Here is a 16,222-nt window from a genome sequence, read left to right as displayed (position 1 = left end):
CAAATCACGCCATTGCGGCAGTTGTTGGATCGATCGAATGGCTTGTTTCGTCGTCCTCCTCGAAGGTATTCGAGGCATCTTCTTGCTCCTCGTTGAACTTAATGGTGTTTCCGCTGAATTCCGCAGAGTGCATACCTTGGTTCTTCCAGACTGGGGGGATGTCGTGGCGAGGATTTCGTTCCATGTTCTTCACCTTTGACCGTTCGCTCCCGGCTATCTGGATACCAAGTGGCGTTAACCGAATTTCCCCCTCGAGGAGTTCTATCCATCCCAATGCTTCCATTTTCTCCACAGCTTCTGTGTGGTGCTCAAGGACTTCCGAATGTTCATCAAGACTTAGTGGTTGGGTAGCTCCACCTTCCAGTTCCGCATTGTTGAGTAGATAGACAGCGATTGCTCTGGTGGTACTTGTAAATAGACGGGTGACCACAGACGATTTCCTTCCAACAGTAATCCCTTTGTCGCCGATTTCGATCCTCGGCGCGATTTTCTGTTGGCTCTCAATTGCCTGCGCATACTTCCGAACTGTCGCCCACGAAAGGCCCGTTTCCTCTGCGATCTTGTTTATTGGGACTGTCTCATCCGAGCAGTAATTTAGATGCCAGGCGATACGTTCCATTGCTTCTGCCGGACTAGTCCGTCCCATGGTCTCATTATAGTGAGAAGCAACTGTGGAAGTTAAGCCTTGTGTTGATCTCCAGACTATCCCACCCCCTGTATTTTTATTCATTAAGTGTGAATTCCTTCTGTGTCGTGGAATAACGAACAAGTACTCCAAATCACGGATCGTCTTGGCCGTGAAGCCACTCTCTGGCTATTAGTCATGTCGTCTGGGAGGATGGCTGGAAAGAATATGGCCCGGAACTATAATAATTTTCCCGGGAAGATCCAATCCTATGCTAAAAGCCACGATATTGAAATCCCCGATGAAAGTGAAATCCGGGTAGGGTATAAGCGCCTGCGTCGTGTTCAGATTCGAGACTTACAGGGTAGTACAGATACAGTTATTCTAGGAGACAAGGAAGACTATATCAAGCTCACTGACCACGGATTAACGCTAGTTACCCTCATTGATTCCCACGAAGATCTGAGAAGAGAGGTAAAGAGACAAATTGGTGTCGAAGTTGATGAAGAAGAACCATGGTGGCCTCATGAATACGACGAAGACGAAGCTGCGATCCGAATGGAGGCAACCTCGGAGCGTCCGTCTGAGGATACAGAGGAATACGAAATAGAGGCCAAAGCAAAATTTATTTGTCCATGTTGTGAGGCAGAAGTTAGTCATACCTATACTTTTGAAGAACCTACTGAAACTTGGTCTAAAACGGTTTCAACAGATTGCTCAGGATGCGATATCGAATGGGGACATATCGCTGGAAACCCACATCAAAAACCAGAACCACTTGAGTGAGTCACTTCACCGGATCTTGGTAATTTAGAGCAGGAAGTTTAGCTCGACGTGCAGTATAGAGAGTTATTCAAATTCCGGTTGACGGTGTTCTATTCCTTCTTAGACGTTCCCTAAGGGGGACTTCAGCAAAACACATTCCTGCCTCCCCGTGCCGTACCCCTGGGGGTGGAACACCGAGCTATGCAGAAAGAAGCAGATTTTGCTGCGAAATCGCCGCGCTAGATAGTGTTGCCACTACCGAGGCGGGTTCAGCCAAGGTGATGCCACGCTACTGAGGCAAAGGATTTCGTCTCGGTCTTATCGATCGACCGGAGGCCAGAGTCGATCTCTTTCTCGTATTGGATCTTGGCCATCCGGTACCGATCTTCGGGCATATCGGCAGCAGTCCATAGCTCGTAACCTTCCCGGATCTTTCGCTTGATATCGTCTACGACACCGAACTCCAGCCGAAGTTCTTCCCCATCCCGATCTCTGACATCGATATCGTGTTTTGCAGCCCATGCGATGAACGCGCTCGTCGATTGATCGAGTCCGCGTTCGGCCGCTTCGATCGCCTTGGCACCGGCTTCCGCAGCTCGTCTCGTCGCTTCCTTGGCTTCTTTCACTGCGTCGTGGACGAGATCTGCGATGTACTTTGATCGAAGAGAGACCCGTCCATACTCCCGCTCGACCAGCTCCGGAATTCTGTTTAGGGCCCTACGGACACTCCCTGGATGGCGGCCCGTCTCGTCAGCGATATCCTGTGGACTCACCTCGCCACCGTCCGTGACGAGAACCTCGAGGGATTCCCACGCTGTCGGGGCGATCCCGTCCGCGAGGTGTTTGATGACGACCGACTCTTGCCGGTGCTTGATCTGGGTGAAATCCAACTCGAGGATGTCCCGATCTCGGTCGGAGTCCTCGGCAGAGAAATAGGCATCTTCGACGTAGGTTCTGACCCCTGATCGAAGCGGAAGACCCGCTTCCGCGAGAACGCTGAGAAGCGTCTCCTCGAGTTCACGATTGAGACGTTCGAGATCGGTCGGGGAGGCATCGAGTTGCTCCTTCCAGAACGATCGTTGGTAGGACACACCGACTTTCGGATGCGCGATCGAGCGATTATTGTCTAGGCTCACCGCCTGCTGCGTGTAGTAGTGCTTCACCTCCTTCGGTAGCTCGTGCGATGGAAACGCCTCACGGACACGCCGTGGGCCGAGAGTCGCCGTGTGATAGTATCCGGGGCGATCTCGAGCGGTGTTCATCGCTGTCGTACTGAACGAGTTTGCGTCGCCCTGTACGGTCGTTCTCGAGCAGGTGCCCCAGTTGGGCTATCGGACCGTCCCGCGCATGCACTGGGTCACTCTCGTTCTTGTCGACGCGCACGTATCGCTCAGCATCGAGGATCGTCGAAAAGTCATGTAGTTCATCGAAGTACTGGCTGTTGATTCCGACCGCGCGCGCCGCATGCTGGATAAGTGGATGATACCGATCGAATTCGATATTCGAGCCCTGGACGTGGAGATTCACTCCTTCGTAGAGATCGTCGGGGACGCTGATTTCGTTACCGCCCTCGCTTCTCATTCCCTGCCATCGCGGAGCGATATGAGCGTGGAACGACCGCTCGCCGACGATATCTTCGCCGCTCTCGACACTGAGATCGAACTCACGCATCTCCGCGAGTCGGAAGTCGTTGCCAGTCGGGAATTCTCGCCGGGATGCTCGAGGCCGGAGTCTCGATAGGAGAGCGTCACTTGCCACGACTCGCCATCGAATTTGAACTCCGGGCGCTGACTTCCGTCACCGTCCTTGATCCGTCGGTCGCACGCGAAGAACGGATCGAGACCGTACTCGTCGAAGAGGAAGTGAGCCGCGAACTCGTCGCTGAGGTCCTCGAAACTGGATCGGCAACTGCGTCGGACGAGCATCCGCCGCTCCACGTTACGTACCCGATTCGCTTCGAAGACGAGGTGGTCGCACTCGACCGAGCCGAACTAACCACCGAAACGCGCAATAATTATCACCTCCTGCTCGATTTCGATGTCGCGACCGAGGGGGCCGAACGGTCGTTCGACACCCTTCCGCCCACCGATGTCGAGTGGATCAAGTCGGCTCTGTCGAATCGGCGGTCCGGCGTCGACGCCGTCAGCGGCGAGCGAACCTACACTGAGGACGAACAGGCGACCTCGGTCCTCGTCCCTGAACCGGCATTCGATGTCCTCCTGGTCGACGGCGAACGGATGGGCGTCGAGGTTGAACCGATCAAGACGACGGTGACGACTTACGAGTATACCTTGGCCGAACTGCTCGGGAGTGATGAGCAGTACGCCGAGACCCTCAAATCACGGTATCGGTTTTCCGCCACTGGACTCTCCAATGACGAACGAGATGTCATCGACGAGGCGGTCGCCGAGGGCGGCTACTATGCATCCTCGACCGACGATGAGGCGTTCGAAGGCGTGGCCCAAACGCTCTTCGAGCACGAACCGCTCGCGAGTACCGATAGCGAAGGTCACTGGATCGTCGCCTACAAGAGAGCAACGTACGTCGCGATGCTCGATCCAGTCCGGTACGAGAGTCTACAACAGGATTTGCCGACGCCGTCGTAACTGGCGGAGTCCGCGCCGAGCAATCGCGACACAGACCGGGGCCCGATCGGTGGCCCTCACGATCATCTGACGACCACTCGCCCAGTGGTCTTCAGATACCTCATACAATATGTATTGGGACGACCAGTCTCAACTACTGTCGTTGTTCAGGGTGGGGTCGGCTAGGACTGGCGGCGTGTCTCGAGCATGATCTCTGCGACGCGCTCGGGTTGTTCGTTTCCGAGTTGGACAAGCGCGTCGTGTAGCTCCCGGGTTTCCTCGTCGACTACGTCGGCTTCCGCAAGCTTCGGAGCGATCGTGGTCCGGAAGTTTTTCTCGAATTCGTCCCACGTCGAGCCACGAGCGTACAGGGGTTTCTGCCGTACCTCGCTGTATTCGAATGCCGGGCCAGCGTCGGCCGGATCTGTCTCGTCGGTCGGCTGTTCGGGCGTCTCTCGAGTCGGTTCTGGATCGGGCTCTGGCGCAACCGCATCCTCGCTCGTAGGCGAGGTTTGTGCGTCTCCCTGTCCGTTGCTTGGCGTCTCCTCGGTTTCTGACTCGTCAGTATCATCTTGGTCGTCGTTTTGGAGGTCATCGAACGGGTTACTCATCGGTCGATGCCTCCGTTCGCAACGATTCCGGCGAGTTCTTCGTAGTGTTCGATTTGGTCACTCTCTGGCCTGTAATCCTGTAGGGGCATATTCTCGCTTAACGAGCGCGAAAGTGCTGCCCGTGCTCGAATGCCGGGCTTCGGTGGCGTGATCTCCCCGGCATCGATTTGTTCGAATTCATCGGCTGTGATTCGGGCGAAATTCGGCACCGCCTCTCGCAGTGGCTGGCCGGGATTGACCTCGTAGCTGGCCGTGTTTAGGTTCTCGAGTAGCTCTCGGTCCTCGGTCTGTTGGTCGATCCGATCCTCGAGTTTGTTTGGGACGATCGCGAGTACGTCCACATCGATGTACTCCCGTGCGGGTTCGATGAGCCGTTCCATCGTTCGCTTGTAGCCCCCGATCGCACTCGATCCCGGTTCGATCGGGATAATGACGTTACCCGTCGCGACCAGTGCGTTGTTGTTCAGCATACCGGGATACGCTGGACAGTCAAAAACGACGTAATCGTATTCGTCACCGAGTAGCGGGTCGACAATCTTCGATTTGACTCGGGCCGATCCCTGCATCGCTCCGGCGAGGTCTTTCTCAACATCCTCAAGCGTATTCGATGATGGAAGGAGATCGAAGCCGTACTCCGTCGGCTCGATCAAATCCTGTGGCGTCGCCGTCCCTTCGAGGATTACGTCGCCGAGATTTACATCGCCCTGATAGGCGTCTTCGAAGCCAAGTCCGTTTGTCGCGTGGCCGTTCGGGTCGAGATCTGCGAACAGAACGCGTCCGTGCTCGGCGAGCTGCCGAGCGAGATTCATCGAGGTTGTGCTCTTTCCGACGCCGCCTTTGAGAATAACGATGCTCACTGCACGTGGGTCGGTTGTCGCGTCCATATTGTGTGACTCCGCCCGCTGCAAGTATTGATAGGTACCTATTGTACCATGAACGGCCGTACCAGCGGACAGATAGTATATTTAGACATAGTCACTTAATGCTACCTCTTATAGCTATAATAGGTACCTCAGATAAAGTAGTTGAGATAGCTATTTTACCTATTGCACCTATTAGAGCTGGTTAAGACAGCTACTCCACCTTTTACACCTATTGCTAATGAGTGGGGCAGCTATTCTACCTATTTTACCTATTATAGGTAGCTGAGTTAGATACCTCACCTATTGTACCTATTATAGATAGTAGAGAGAGTTATCTGGAAATTTCGGTAGTAGATGATTCAAATAGAGTAGGGACTCGAGGTCAAAGAGAAGTCACAGGCGGCGGAAAGGCCGCCCCAGTAGAGATGGTATATTGCCGGTCAAAGGCCGGCGATAGTGGTTCGGAAGCACGTGGGAAGGCGCCATAATTGACTGAATCAGGCGCTGAATGGGTGAAAACCAGCCGAGGAGGTGCTCAATTAGACAGTGTCCAACAGACACCTAGTAAGGCTTTTTACTGTTCCCGGAATATTGGTAACTGACAGATGTACGAGGTACTCGATGAAACGGCGGCGCAGGTCATCCTCGCCATCGAGAGTGGTGACTCCATCCGCCGTGTCGCACAACACCTTCACACGCCGTACGAGACGGTGAGGCAGGCCGTGAACCGTCTTGAAGACGCAGGCTACGTCAGCTATGATGACGGCCTCTCCGTCGTCGACGAACGTGTGAGAGACGCCGCACGCGAGCTCGTCGCTGCCAGCGCCGGCGTCAATCCGCCTTCGATCGAGGAGGCGTACGTCCTCCCACAGTTTAGTGACTGGCCGTTCGCCTTCACGCGGATCGACGCCGTCTACGTATGGACCCAGGGCGGCTACCAAGTCGGTCGCGAGCCCAACGACTATCCGCTGTTCCTCGCTATTCGTGAGCAAGACGTCGACGCCTGGGAGGCATTTTTCGAGTCGTTCGATCTCCCGACCGCATTCGAGCGACAGCCCCGAGACGAGTTGGATGGACCGCTACAGATCGTCCTTGAGCCACGCCCGTCACTCGACGTCAATCATGTCGAAGGGTACCCGGTGATCCCGAGAGCTGAGACGATCGAGTATATGCGTGAGAACTACGCCCAGTTCCAGTCGGCGCTAGCGATGCTCAACCGGATGTATGAAGACCTTGACCTCGGCGTCACGTATCAAGAGAGTGAACGGGCACAGACGTAAGCTAACCTACGGCTAAAGCCGTGGGCTTTCAGCGTGGACTCCCGTTCTGGCCGAATCTTCGGCAGGAGGATAGCCTCCATTCACGTTCAGTGTCCCGCTGTTCAAGCACACGCCTACGGGTGCGCCTCCATCGTCATTCTGCATCCTCTCTGTCGACGTGGACGATCAACGTCGGATGCTCCGCGTCACTGTTCTCAATCACGAGTGAGACATCCTTGAAATCGTCCGGCTGTCTATACGCCTCGAACTCATCGGCAACCTGGTCGGCCAGGCAGTCGAGTACCTCAATTGGTTCCTTTGTCATAGAATGAATTTCGGTCTTGGAAGGTTGTGCCATCACGAACGGTGGAGAAGACGTATCTTTCAGAACCGCCTCAACAGACTAACTCGAACGGAGCCTTCTCACACCGATGGTTTACCGAGAAGAAAAGCTGGCTCAGCGAGAACAGTTAGACCGTCTGCGGATCGCTATCGGCGATGCTCGCAAACGCAACATTCTCTTGAACTTGTTCGATTTCGATGGTTGGCTCGTCACCGGGTTGAGCTTCGGGGACGATCACGACGTAACCACGTTCGACTTTTGCGATACCATCGCCCTGATCGCCGACTGTCTCGATGGTCACATCACGTACTTCGCCTTCCTCAACGGGGGGTCCGGAGGGAGAAGGGCTCGCAGTCTCACGAGAAGGGGCTCTCTGTGACTCCTGTTGTGCTGACGACTCCGTCGAAACAGGAGATTCCAGAATCGCTACGCGATACGTTTCGTCAGCTGACAACGCTTCACGATCTACTTCCCTCGAGGGAACTTCCACTATGTACGTCCCATCCTGCTCTTTAATTGGAGCACTGAACAGAGAGCGAAGGGAGTTGGGAATTTCGACCATTGAGTGTCTAGTGCTCAGTACCCACGAGGCAAGTAATTTAAACACTATGTGTTAGCACAAGCTCTCGAAGAGCTGCCTTATCGAGAGGAGTAATATTGTGCTGAGTGCCATCATCGGTGTAGAAGATAGACGCAGTGACCGACCGATCGGGATATTGGTCGGCGACGACATGGTAGTAGATACTGAGCTGTTTCCGGTATTCATCTTCTGCGTGCGTTGTGAGATCGGTTTTGTAGTCAATGATCTCAACACGGTCAGCTGTCACGTGGAGCAAATCGATAATGCCGCCGATCGTTACCTTCTCGCCGTCGACGGTAAGAGGAAGGAACGCATCGATCTCGGCTCTCGCCTCACCATCGAGTGAGTCGAGTAACGCCTTCACGTGCTCCTTGTCAGGGTTATTGCCGGTTTCGACTGCCTCACCGAGAACATACCGTTCCGCAAACTCGTGGACGTCTGACCCGAACTCCATTCCCCGGCCGCCGGTATTCCCTTCGAAGACGGCGTCATCGATGAAGGTGTGCGGTGAGTAGTTCGCCGGGCCATCAGGCTCGGGAATGTCGACCGAATACGGTGAATACTCGCCGTCTTCCGGATTGAACGCAGACAAATCGGGATCGACTTCTTCGACAGCAACGGGGAGTGCATTGAGGAACGAATTCGGGTCAGCGCCACCGGTCAAAACGAGGTGACTCTCAGCACGCGTAACAGCCACATAGAGGAGACGACGTTCCTCATCGTAGTTCTGAGGGAGGCAGCGATTGAGAACCTCTGTCTTCCAGCTGTCGTAGACATGGGGGACATCGTGTGCCTCCTCTGAGTACACCTTCCGCTGTCGGAGACCAATCGGATCGGTATACGCGATATCGCTCCCGCTGCCACCGGAAGACGGGAACTTGTTGGCGTTCATATTCGCCAGAATGACGATCGGGTATTCGAGGCCCTTCGTTGCGTGGATCGTCTGGACAGTCACCGCATTCGTCCCAGCCCCGGCGTCGACGTCGTGTGTGCTCCCATCAGCAATCGCCTCCTCGATGAATCGGATCAGCTCTCCACGGGTGAACGTCGTCGTCCCGTGAACCGACTGGATAGTGTCGAGAACGACGTCTGCGGTCGGCCCGGAACGGCCGTACTGTTCGAACACGCGCCGGGCGACGCCGCCGAACGTCTCCATCTCTCGGAGATCCTCTCGGAAGGCGACCATGGCTTCGGGGTACGCCTCACGCTCGATGATCGCCTTCGCCTCGTCGATCGTGTAGCCAGCCTCTTCGAGGACCAGCGCCCACCCGCGTTTGGCGTCGCGTTCGAGGATACGCAACCACGCTAACACCAGCTTCGCGGCGTCGGTCCGGAAGACCTCGATCCCACCCTCGTAGGCCATCGGCAGACGGAACTTACTCGCTGTATCGAGCAGATCCCGGCCGAAATCGCGGGTTCGCGTCAACACGGCGATGTCGCCGTACTCCGGAGCGCGATACGTACCGTCATCACCTTCGACGGCGTAGGCGTCGTTGTCGACGATCGCGTCGATCTTCGCGAGAATGGCCTCGTGTTCGTCCTCACTCGTGAGCGCCTCGATGTAGCTATCGTCTCGGTCTGTATCGGCAGTCAGTGGTGTAACCTGCTCGGAGATAGCCTCTGTATCCAGCGATTCGTTCTTTGTCGCACGGGCAGTCAGCGCGTGGGTAGAGAAGTCCAAGATGGACTGCGTCGATCGGTAATTCCGCGTCAGTTGCTTGTCGTTGATCGGCGTCGTCGGAAACGTGACTCGATCTGCGTCCCGATTCAGCTCCGTGGCAAATCGTTCGAGCCGATCGTCGAACTCGCGGATGTTGTCGACATCCGCGTACTGGAAACTGTAGATGCTCTGTTTCCAGTCGCCAACCACGCAGATGTTGTTCGTGCCAGCGAGCAGCAGCGTGAGTTTGAACTGGATCTCACTGGAATCTTGGAACTCGTCGACCATCACGTACTCGTACCCCAGCTGTTCTCGGAGGTCGTTATCTTCACACAGAAGGACGAACGCGAACAGCTGGAGGAACCCGAAGTTCAGGTAGTTCCGCCGGAGCGCGAACTCGAGATAGGCGTGATATACGTCGTGGACGAACCGCTTGAGTGCCGTTCTATCCTCCTCAAAGACGCGTTCAGTGAGATTTGCCGGGACTTGCTTGCCATCGCCGCGGATGTCCCACTTTGTGGGCGCCTCCGGGAGGTACGTCTTGTCTTCACCATACTGATAGAGCTTCTTTCGAAGCTTCGATTGCTTGCTCCCGCCGTTCCGTGGTTCATTCCGGTCAGTGAACAGCGTCTCGAACGCCTCGAAGTTCCCGTCGAGATGTGACTCGCCGTTCCGGTACCAGCCATCCGCAGTGGGGAACACACCCTTTGCGGACAGCTCCTTGATCAGGTCGAGCAGCTCAGATGTCTCCGATAGTGCCGTGAAGAACTCGTCATACTCCGGGTGATTGTCGATGAACTGGCCGATGAACTCACGAAACAGCGCCTGTTCGATGATTTCGTCCTCGATAATCCGTGTCGAGCCAGTGATTGTCTCATCAATCCCAAGGAATGTCGGTGCATCGTGTCCGTATTCGTCGAGCAGGTCGTGTGACAGTGAGTGGAACGTCTGGATCGGCGCGTTCGCGAGTTCCCGCATCCCGTACTCACTGTGACGCACAATTCGTTCTCGCATCTCCTCGGCCGCGTTGTTCGTAAAGGTCATCAACAGCACGTCTTCGGGATCAACGCCATCTTGGGCCACGATATTGGCGTATCGCCGGGTAACTGTGAACGTCTTCCCGGTGCCAGCACCCGCATCGACGAGATAGAGCCCGTCAATCGCCTCGATGAGTTCGCGTTGCTCCGGGTTCAGGTCGACGCCGCTCATTGTTCACCCTCCAGGAGGAGATCTCGGTTGTCAACCCATCGGTAGTTTGGCTCGCCGGTGAGCCCCTCGATTGGGAACGCCTCGTCGCCAGTGCGGCGCCGATTGAGTTCCACCAGTCGCTCGTCGACAAAAGATTCGAACGCATCGAGATCACGTTTGAAGAATGCACCCTTCTGCCGGTCAACGATTGCTCGCATCACCTGCTTACTCCCTGTTGTCACGTACTTGTACTTGCCAATCTCCGCTTCGAGCCGATTGATCATCGTCTGTCCGAACTCGGACTCGATGAGTTCGTCGCTGTCGGTCGTCTCGACGAGCGGCGCAGCGTCGAAGAGCGCGTCGTATGTCTGATAGTCAATCTTCGAGAGGATCTTCTGGCACTTCTGTGCCCCCTCCTTACGGAGATACTCGAAGAACTCCTCACGTTGCACGTGCTCGGTGAGCGATTCAGGGTAGTATGTTACAGTCGTCAGTGCGTCGTCGACATCGGTGTCGCCAGCGATCACGTCGTCGACGAGTTCAGTGACGTAGAAGAACGTGAACGAGAGTTTCTCACCCGGCGTCTGTGATCGCCAATAGGTGAGATAAAGCAACGCCTGAAAGTCAGGCTCATCTGTCGGCTCGTCGATCGCGGCGTGTTTGACAATTGAGGTGGCGCTGCTCTCGCTGCCGCTCTTGTAGTCGAGCAGTTCTCGCTGCGACTGAACGAGGTCGGTCATTCCGTTGATACCCAGTTCCTCGTCAGTAAACCGGCGTTCAGTCACGGAGGAGTCGACATTCCGACCGAAGTGAGCGGCGACGGCATTGTCACCCCCACTGGACGGCGTCAGAAACGCGCCCTCAGTCGGCTGGTTCGCGTCAAGATATGAGACGATCGTTTCGAGGCTCGCACGATATTCAGTGCGCCGGGTCCGTTCGTCGACGGAGCGAACCAGCGGACGGACTTCCTCGAGCATGAGCTCGACGACCTCCGATAGTGTCTCTTCGTCAACCGCATCCGGATGGTTGACGTAGAACTCCGCGAAGTCGTGGAGCAGGTTGCCCTCAGTGAGATACGCCTTCTCCGGACCGTCGACGATCCGGCTGAAGTAATAGTCCCGTGGGGAGTTCACGTAGGTGTTGAGACTCGACTTGCTGATCGTCTCGACCGGGTTAGAAGTCACGCCGACGGATTCGTTCTCGAATCCGTCACCAGCTCGTGCTGCGGTTTGGATCTGATGACTTGTCGAACGCAGATCGGAGAAACGGTCGTACTCCGGTTCGAGGAGCTCTTCGAAGTACAGGCACGGCGTAACGGATGACCCGCCGGTCGCGTCTTGGACGAGATAGTGTTGCTGGCTGCCGCTCTGTAACAGCAGCTGGAAGCTCTTGAGGTTCCGTGTGAACTGGGCGTCCTGGTCGACCCACGGACGACGTGGTGCCGAGTGGGTCCAGCGGTCGTCGAGCCCCAGGTAGAAAACAACCTCACGACCCACGTACGACGCCGATTTTGCGTCGGCGAGCAGGACGCCCTCGTTCTCTCGGTCGACCGGCACCTCGTAGGTCTGGAGATAGAACGACAAATCATCGAGGCGTGCTTCCGTAACGGATTCGTCGGCAATAGTGAGTGTCTCCAGTTCCTCGCGGAAGACGTCAAGCGTGTCGTCGGCGTGGCGTTCAAACACTGAAAGGGCGTCCGAGAACGTGTACTCTTGGACATCATGACAGAACTCGATCAGCCACTTGAGATCTCCATCGTCAAGCTCGTGCAGTCGCTTGTCTGTGTCAGCGTCATCGACGTCACAATCGAAGACCGTCAATAGCGACCGGATCTCGCTTATTCGGGTATCAGTCCCCCGGTGGGCGGTCCGGAGGAGGTGGAGGAACAAGCGATGTTCGCTGCGATCTGTGAAACCCGGCCCGCCGAAAAACGGGATATCGGCCGCTTCGAGGGCGGACTCAATAAGCGGTGAGTACTCGCTTTCCTGGTCGAGAACAATCCCGACGTTATCAGCGTTCTCGTCATCCACGGAATCGACGACGGTCTCTACGATCTCCGTCGGCGAATCGTGTATACGGAACGGCGGGAGCTCGAGCTCCGTATCAGTGAAAAGGTCGACCGTGTCGTACTCGACGGGCAGATACGCTCGTTCGAGTTGGGTGAGCATCGCCGGCTCAACGACGACCACGTCGAGATCCGGATCGATGGTCTCGTTCGTGAGTTTCATCGAGGCGGTCTCGAGTTCCGCGATTCGCTCCACAGCTCGTTCGGTGGCGTCGTCGACGTAGCCGTCGTACTCGAAGATGGCGTCGTGTAACCCTCGGTGTTCCCAACACTGGAGGATATTCCCAACCGCGTATGCACAGCGCTTCCAGGAGAAGTCCTTGTGATCAAGCATGCCGAGGAAGGCGAGACGGTCCTCGGACTCTTGACGTCGACCGACTGCAAGTCGGCGTGGTGGGATCGCGAACGGACCAAGATGCGAACGATCGAGTTGGCGATTGAGGGCACTCGCAAGCGGTCCGTCCGGGGTGATCACCCGGTCGTACGATTCGACTTCGTCGTAGAGTTGGAGTGGCGATTTGGCGCGAGGAAATGGCACACACGGAGAAGGTCAGCGATGTCGGTTAAATCTTTGTTAGATGAGTTTGTGAACAGGTGAAGTATATACAAGATAGTCCGTATCAGGATTTCGTTTGCTCGCCTTCTAAACAATTTCACAGTCGTTTTCCTATCTAGATGGCACCAACACGAGAGAAGTCGCTTAGTGAACGCGAGTTTGAATTACTGCTGGAAGGCGCAGGACGTATTGACGACCCTACTCAACGACTCGAATCACGGGCTGCTATTCTAATCGGAGGTCGGCTCGGACTGAGACCTGGAGAGACAACACATCTGAGCGCATCGTGGATCGACCAAGAGCGACAGATGATTCGAATCCCTGAACACCACGCATGTACAAAAGGACGTGACGGTGATCTCTGCGGCTATTGTCGTCAAGCAATCGAACAGCGCTTACGGCATAACCCAGAGAGTGAATTTAACGATTTTGCGGATCTGTATTGGCTTCCAAAAACGGAAGCGGCTGCTCGAACAGTGCCATTCCATTTCTCGTATCGGGTTCGAGTTGCGATTGATCTTCTAATTACGGAACACAGTGGCTGGCCATACTCATTCTCAACCTTACAACGAAGACTGAATACTGCTCTTGATCTCGCACCCCGGCTTTCCAGAAATACAACGTCTCTACATGGCCTTCGAGCGACAGCCGCCTCCTATCACGCCAGCAGAGGATTAGACTTAGCAGCACTCCGAGCAATGTTCGGTTGGGAAGACATCGATACAGCTCGCCAATATCTCAACGTAGATGGGGCGATGACTCGTCGAGCACTAAACGATATTCACTAACAATCATTGAGATAACAATACGGGGAAGCTCAGTTCAGTAGTGCTATGGCAGTGGTCCGTTTTGTTCAAGCAGGTCGTAATTTTCGAGGACTAATTCAAAGTATTCCTGAGTCATAACACGAGGATTAGAGACACGATGGAAATCATTGATAATAAACTCGGCCTCTTGGTTGTTTAGACCATATGCGTGAAGAGCGGCGGCATCAATCTCAGCTTGGAGTTTTTGTCGTTCGTGGTCGTCGGTAACAGGTTCAACACCGCCTAGCCGATCGCGCATTTCTGCGAAGTCCTCCCCATAGCAGTTCAGACGAGCAGCCCTATCGGAGATATAGTGGAACCAGTCGTCTCCGTCAGTAAGCCGAGGAAGCTGTGACTCTCGGAATTTATAGTCAAGAATGTGCGTATCTGTTTTCGTTCGCATAAGACTATCAAATACTAGTGAGTTCAACAGCCCCAGCGCCACGAACAGCTCCCGATCAGAAAACATCCGCTTGTAGATACTCCGGAGCGGATACTCATCCAAATTGGATTCCGTTACGTCCAGCGTGTACGGTCTGATTGATCGAACCGTATTGTGACATACGACTCCAGGCGGGAGGACTGCTGCGATGAAGGTCCGTTCATTCGTTGCTGCGGCGATGTCCCGAAACACAATCCGGTATTCGGTGCAGTCCAGCAGTACGTCATCTTCCGATAATGGTTCCCCCCGTTTTTCCTTGAGTAGATTGTTCACATAGCTTTTCTGTGAACCGGTTCCGCCAAGCGCTTCATACAGTATAGTCTTGAGATTTCGCACCTCTTTTTCACGAATCCGTTGCTTTGCACTCAAATCAGAGTCAATCTCCGGTTCCACACTCCAGAACTCTGGAGGGGCAACATCGTAGAACTCGTTGTCATATACGAATTGGTAGATGTTCTTTCCACCATACACCGGGTACGACCCAACATCAGGATCCTCCACAAACCGATCTGAATCATATGTTCGATCGAGTTCCCGGTGTGTGACCGCTCGCCAAGTATTATCCACCGGCTGTTCAATTGGTGGATGCGAGAGAATCTTCTCAAGAGCATTCACTCGCATTTCGGCGTCAGCATCGTCACCCGATGCAGATATCTGTGGAAACATCGCTGCCTTAGGTGAATACCGTGTGAGAACAGTGCGTGGGATCTCTACCATATTGGACTTAATATCGGTAAGGGTTTTGAGATCCCGCTCATCGAATGTTCCCTTGAGATAGTCCGTTGTCCCGGAGTTTTTGAACGTAAGCAACCCAAATCGGTATCGTGTATCAATCTGCTCAAAAATACCATGGTTCTCAAAGTGCACAATCGAATTGACGGTAGTATTGTCTAGGAGGTGTAATCTCAAGTCCTTCCCAGAACTTCCAGAAAAGACCACGTTCGGAAGGATAAGCGACACCCAACTGGAATTACTCGCCAAGTTGAACACGCGCTCCAAAAATAGAGCAGAAAGCTCATTCTCGGCGGTGTTTTTCTTCCCGTCAATCGTCGGGGATTGCATCGTGTAGACCCCGGAGTCATTGAAGTAATCTGCCCGAGTCTGCATTTCCATCTGGTACTCTTCCCACCCTCCAGCGATCTCATCATCCTCAAGGAGGCGTTCCTCTACCTCGTTCTTCTCTTCTGGCATTCTGAAACGGAATTGTTCATCGTATTTCGAAAAGTAATCATCCCGGTTTGTACGGAGAACATCCCACGGTGGATTTCCGAGAACCACATTAAATCCACCATCGTCGTAGACAGATGCGAACTCCAACACCCAGTGAAATGGGTGGATAGCCTCCACATCATCTGGAGTCATATCTTCACGACCAGCCGAATGGAATTGTTCCAAAACCTTCTCGTCAAGTATCTCGCTATGCGACGAGATACGACTTTCAGCAAGTTTTCGGGCATTAGTCGCCTCGGACGCGCTTCTCGCGCTCTGATGCAGCTCAATTGCATCAATCACGTCCTCGTAGAGTTCTTTTACTCCAGTACCAGCACCCCCACCCCAGTTCCTTAAGGAACCATCGCCTTCCTCTTCACGTGCAATTTCCACCAAGTCAGTGAAGCCGATGAGAGAGTTTCCTTGGCGGATGTTGAAGTCGATGTTCGGTAGCGGCTCCACTTCGTTCGGTTCGTCTTCGATATCCGCGACCATCGACAACCAGAGACGAAGTTTACAGATTTCCACTGCTCCTTCATCAATATCTACCCCGTAGAGATTATTCAGGATGACCGTGCGCTTTGCGTAGAGCGACGCCCCACCCTGGCCTTCGTTAATCTCCTCCAGTTCGTCACGGGTGCGAGAATCCAACTCCCAGCCCTTAC

The 16,222-nt window shown here is 54.6% G+C and carries 13 protein-coding genes and 2 pseudogenes; 4 read left to right on the top strand and 11 right to left on the bottom strand.

Translation table 11 applies throughout. The annotated features are described in order from the left end of the window. Window positions 1–4 precede the first annotated feature (4 nt). Window positions 5–619, bottom strand: coding sequence for a hypothetical protein (locus ACJYUO_RS20870; RefSeq protein ID WP_494347249.1), 615 nt, complete (start codon window positions 617–619; stop codon window positions 5–7). A gap of 219 nt (window positions 620–838) precedes the next feature. Here ACJYUO_RS20870 and ACJYUO_RS20865 point away from each other — a divergent pair, with 219 nt between their 5' ends. Further along, on the top strand, window positions 839–1,411 hold the full coding sequence (locus tag ACJYUO_RS20865; RefSeq protein WP_494347248.1) for a hypothetical protein: 573 nt from the start codon (window positions 839–841) through the stop codon (window positions 1,409–1,411). A gap of 248 nt (window positions 1,412–1,659) precedes the next feature. On the opposite strand, the gene ACJYUO_RS20860 is transcribed toward ACJYUO_RS20865, so the two are convergent. Together ACJYUO_RS20860 and ACJYUO_RS20855 are read right to left on the bottom strand one after the other, a co-directional pair. After that, window positions 1,660–2,652 (bottom strand): DUF7845 domain-containing protein, encoded by a 993-nt coding sequence (locus ACJYUO_RS20860; protein ID WP_494347247.1) that lies wholly within the window; start codon window positions 2,650–2,652, stop codon window positions 1,660–1,662. After that, window positions 2,585–3,207: pseudogene (locus ACJYUO_RS20855) on the bottom strand (DUF7845 domain-containing protein); the annotation flags it as partial. The gene ACJYUO_RS20860 and the pseudogene ACJYUO_RS20855, both read right to left, overlap by 68 nt. Between ACJYUO_RS20855 and ACJYUO_RS20850 the strand changes: the two are divergent. After that, window positions 3,142–3,996 (top strand): hypothetical protein, encoded by an 855-nt coding sequence (locus ACJYUO_RS20850; protein WP_494347246.1) that lies wholly within the window; start codon window positions 3,142–3,144, stop codon window positions 3,994–3,996. The pseudogene ACJYUO_RS20855 and the gene ACJYUO_RS20850 overlap by 66 nt on opposite strands. A 161-nt stretch (window positions 3,997–4,157) precedes the next feature. Here the strand turns inward: ACJYUO_RS20850 and ACJYUO_RS20845 are convergent, their stop codons facing one another. Both ACJYUO_RS20845 and ACJYUO_RS20840 read right to left on the bottom strand, forming a co-directional pair. After that, on the bottom strand, window positions 4,158–4,586 hold the full coding sequence (locus ACJYUO_RS20845) for a DUF7970 domain-containing protein (protein WP_494347245.1): 429 nt from the start codon (window positions 4,584–4,586) through the stop codon (window positions 4,158–4,160). Further along, window positions 4,583–5,470: a ParA family protein gene (locus ACJYUO_RS20840; RefSeq protein WP_494347244.1), complete on the bottom strand. Its 888-nt coding sequence runs from the start codon at window positions 5,468–5,470 to the stop codon at window positions 4,583–4,585. The genes ACJYUO_RS20845 and ACJYUO_RS20840 overlap by 4 nt, the downstream gene beginning before the upstream one ends. Before the next feature lie 584 nt (window positions 5,471–6,054). On the opposite strand from ACJYUO_RS20840, the gene ACJYUO_RS20835 reads away from it, so the two are divergent. After that, window positions 6,055–6,729: a helix-turn-helix domain-containing protein gene (locus ACJYUO_RS20835; protein WP_494347243.1), complete on the top strand. Its 675-nt coding sequence runs from the start codon at window positions 6,055–6,057 to the stop codon at window positions 6,727–6,729. Window positions 6,730–6,741: 12 nt separating this feature from the next. Here the strand turns inward: ACJYUO_RS20835 and ACJYUO_RS20830 are convergent. The 5 genes and pseudogenes from ACJYUO_RS20830 to ACJYUO_RS20810 form a co-directional block, all read right to left on the bottom strand. Beyond that, window positions 6,742–6,861: pseudogene (locus ACJYUO_RS20830) on the bottom strand (RNA-guided endonuclease TnpB family protein); the annotation flags it as partial. Between the two features lies 1 nt (window position 6,862). Then, complete coding sequence (locus ACJYUO_RS20825) at window positions 6,863–7,033, bottom strand: hypothetical protein (RefSeq protein ID WP_494347286.1); 171 nt, start codon at window positions 7,031–7,033, stop codon at window positions 6,863–6,865. A 145-nt stretch (window positions 7,034–7,178) separates the two neighbouring features. Then, entirely contained in the window at window positions 7,179–7,613 is a 435-nt protein-coding gene (locus tag ACJYUO_RS20820; protein ID WP_494347242.1) for a TRAM domain-containing protein, read from the bottom strand. 37 nt (window positions 7,614–7,650) lie between these two features. Then, window positions 7,651–10,500 carry a UvrD-helicase domain-containing protein gene (locus tag ACJYUO_RS20815; RefSeq protein WP_494347241.1) on the bottom strand — a complete coding sequence of 950 codons (2,850 nt, stop codon included), beginning with the start codon at window positions 10,498–10,500 and terminating at the stop codon, window positions 7,651–7,653. Further along, window positions 10,497–13,082, bottom strand: a complete 2,586-nt coding sequence (locus tag ACJYUO_RS20810; protein WP_494347240.1) for a PD-(D/E)XK nuclease family protein — start codon at window positions 13,080–13,082, stop codon at window positions 10,497–10,499. Before ACJYUO_RS20810 ends, ACJYUO_RS20815 begins: the two co-directional genes overlap by 4 nt. 137 nt (window positions 13,083–13,219) lie before the next feature. Between ACJYUO_RS20810 and ACJYUO_RS20805 the strand changes: the two genes are divergently transcribed. Continuing rightward, window positions 13,220–13,888 (top strand): tyrosine-type recombinase/integrase, encoded by a 669-nt coding sequence (locus tag ACJYUO_RS20805; RefSeq protein ID WP_494347239.1) that lies wholly within the window; start codon window positions 13,220–13,222, stop codon window positions 13,886–13,888. Between the two features lie 43 nt (window positions 13,889–13,931). Here the strand turns inward: ACJYUO_RS20805 and ACJYUO_RS20800 are convergent. Continuing rightward, a partial coding sequence (locus ACJYUO_RS20800) for an Eco57I restriction-modification methylase domain-containing protein (protein WP_494347238.1) occupies window positions 13,932–16,222 on the bottom strand: 2,291 nt, incomplete at its 5' end.

The organism is Natrinema sp. CRL1 (assembly GCF_059162405.1).
This window is presented reverse-complemented; position numbering and strand designations above follow the sequence as displayed.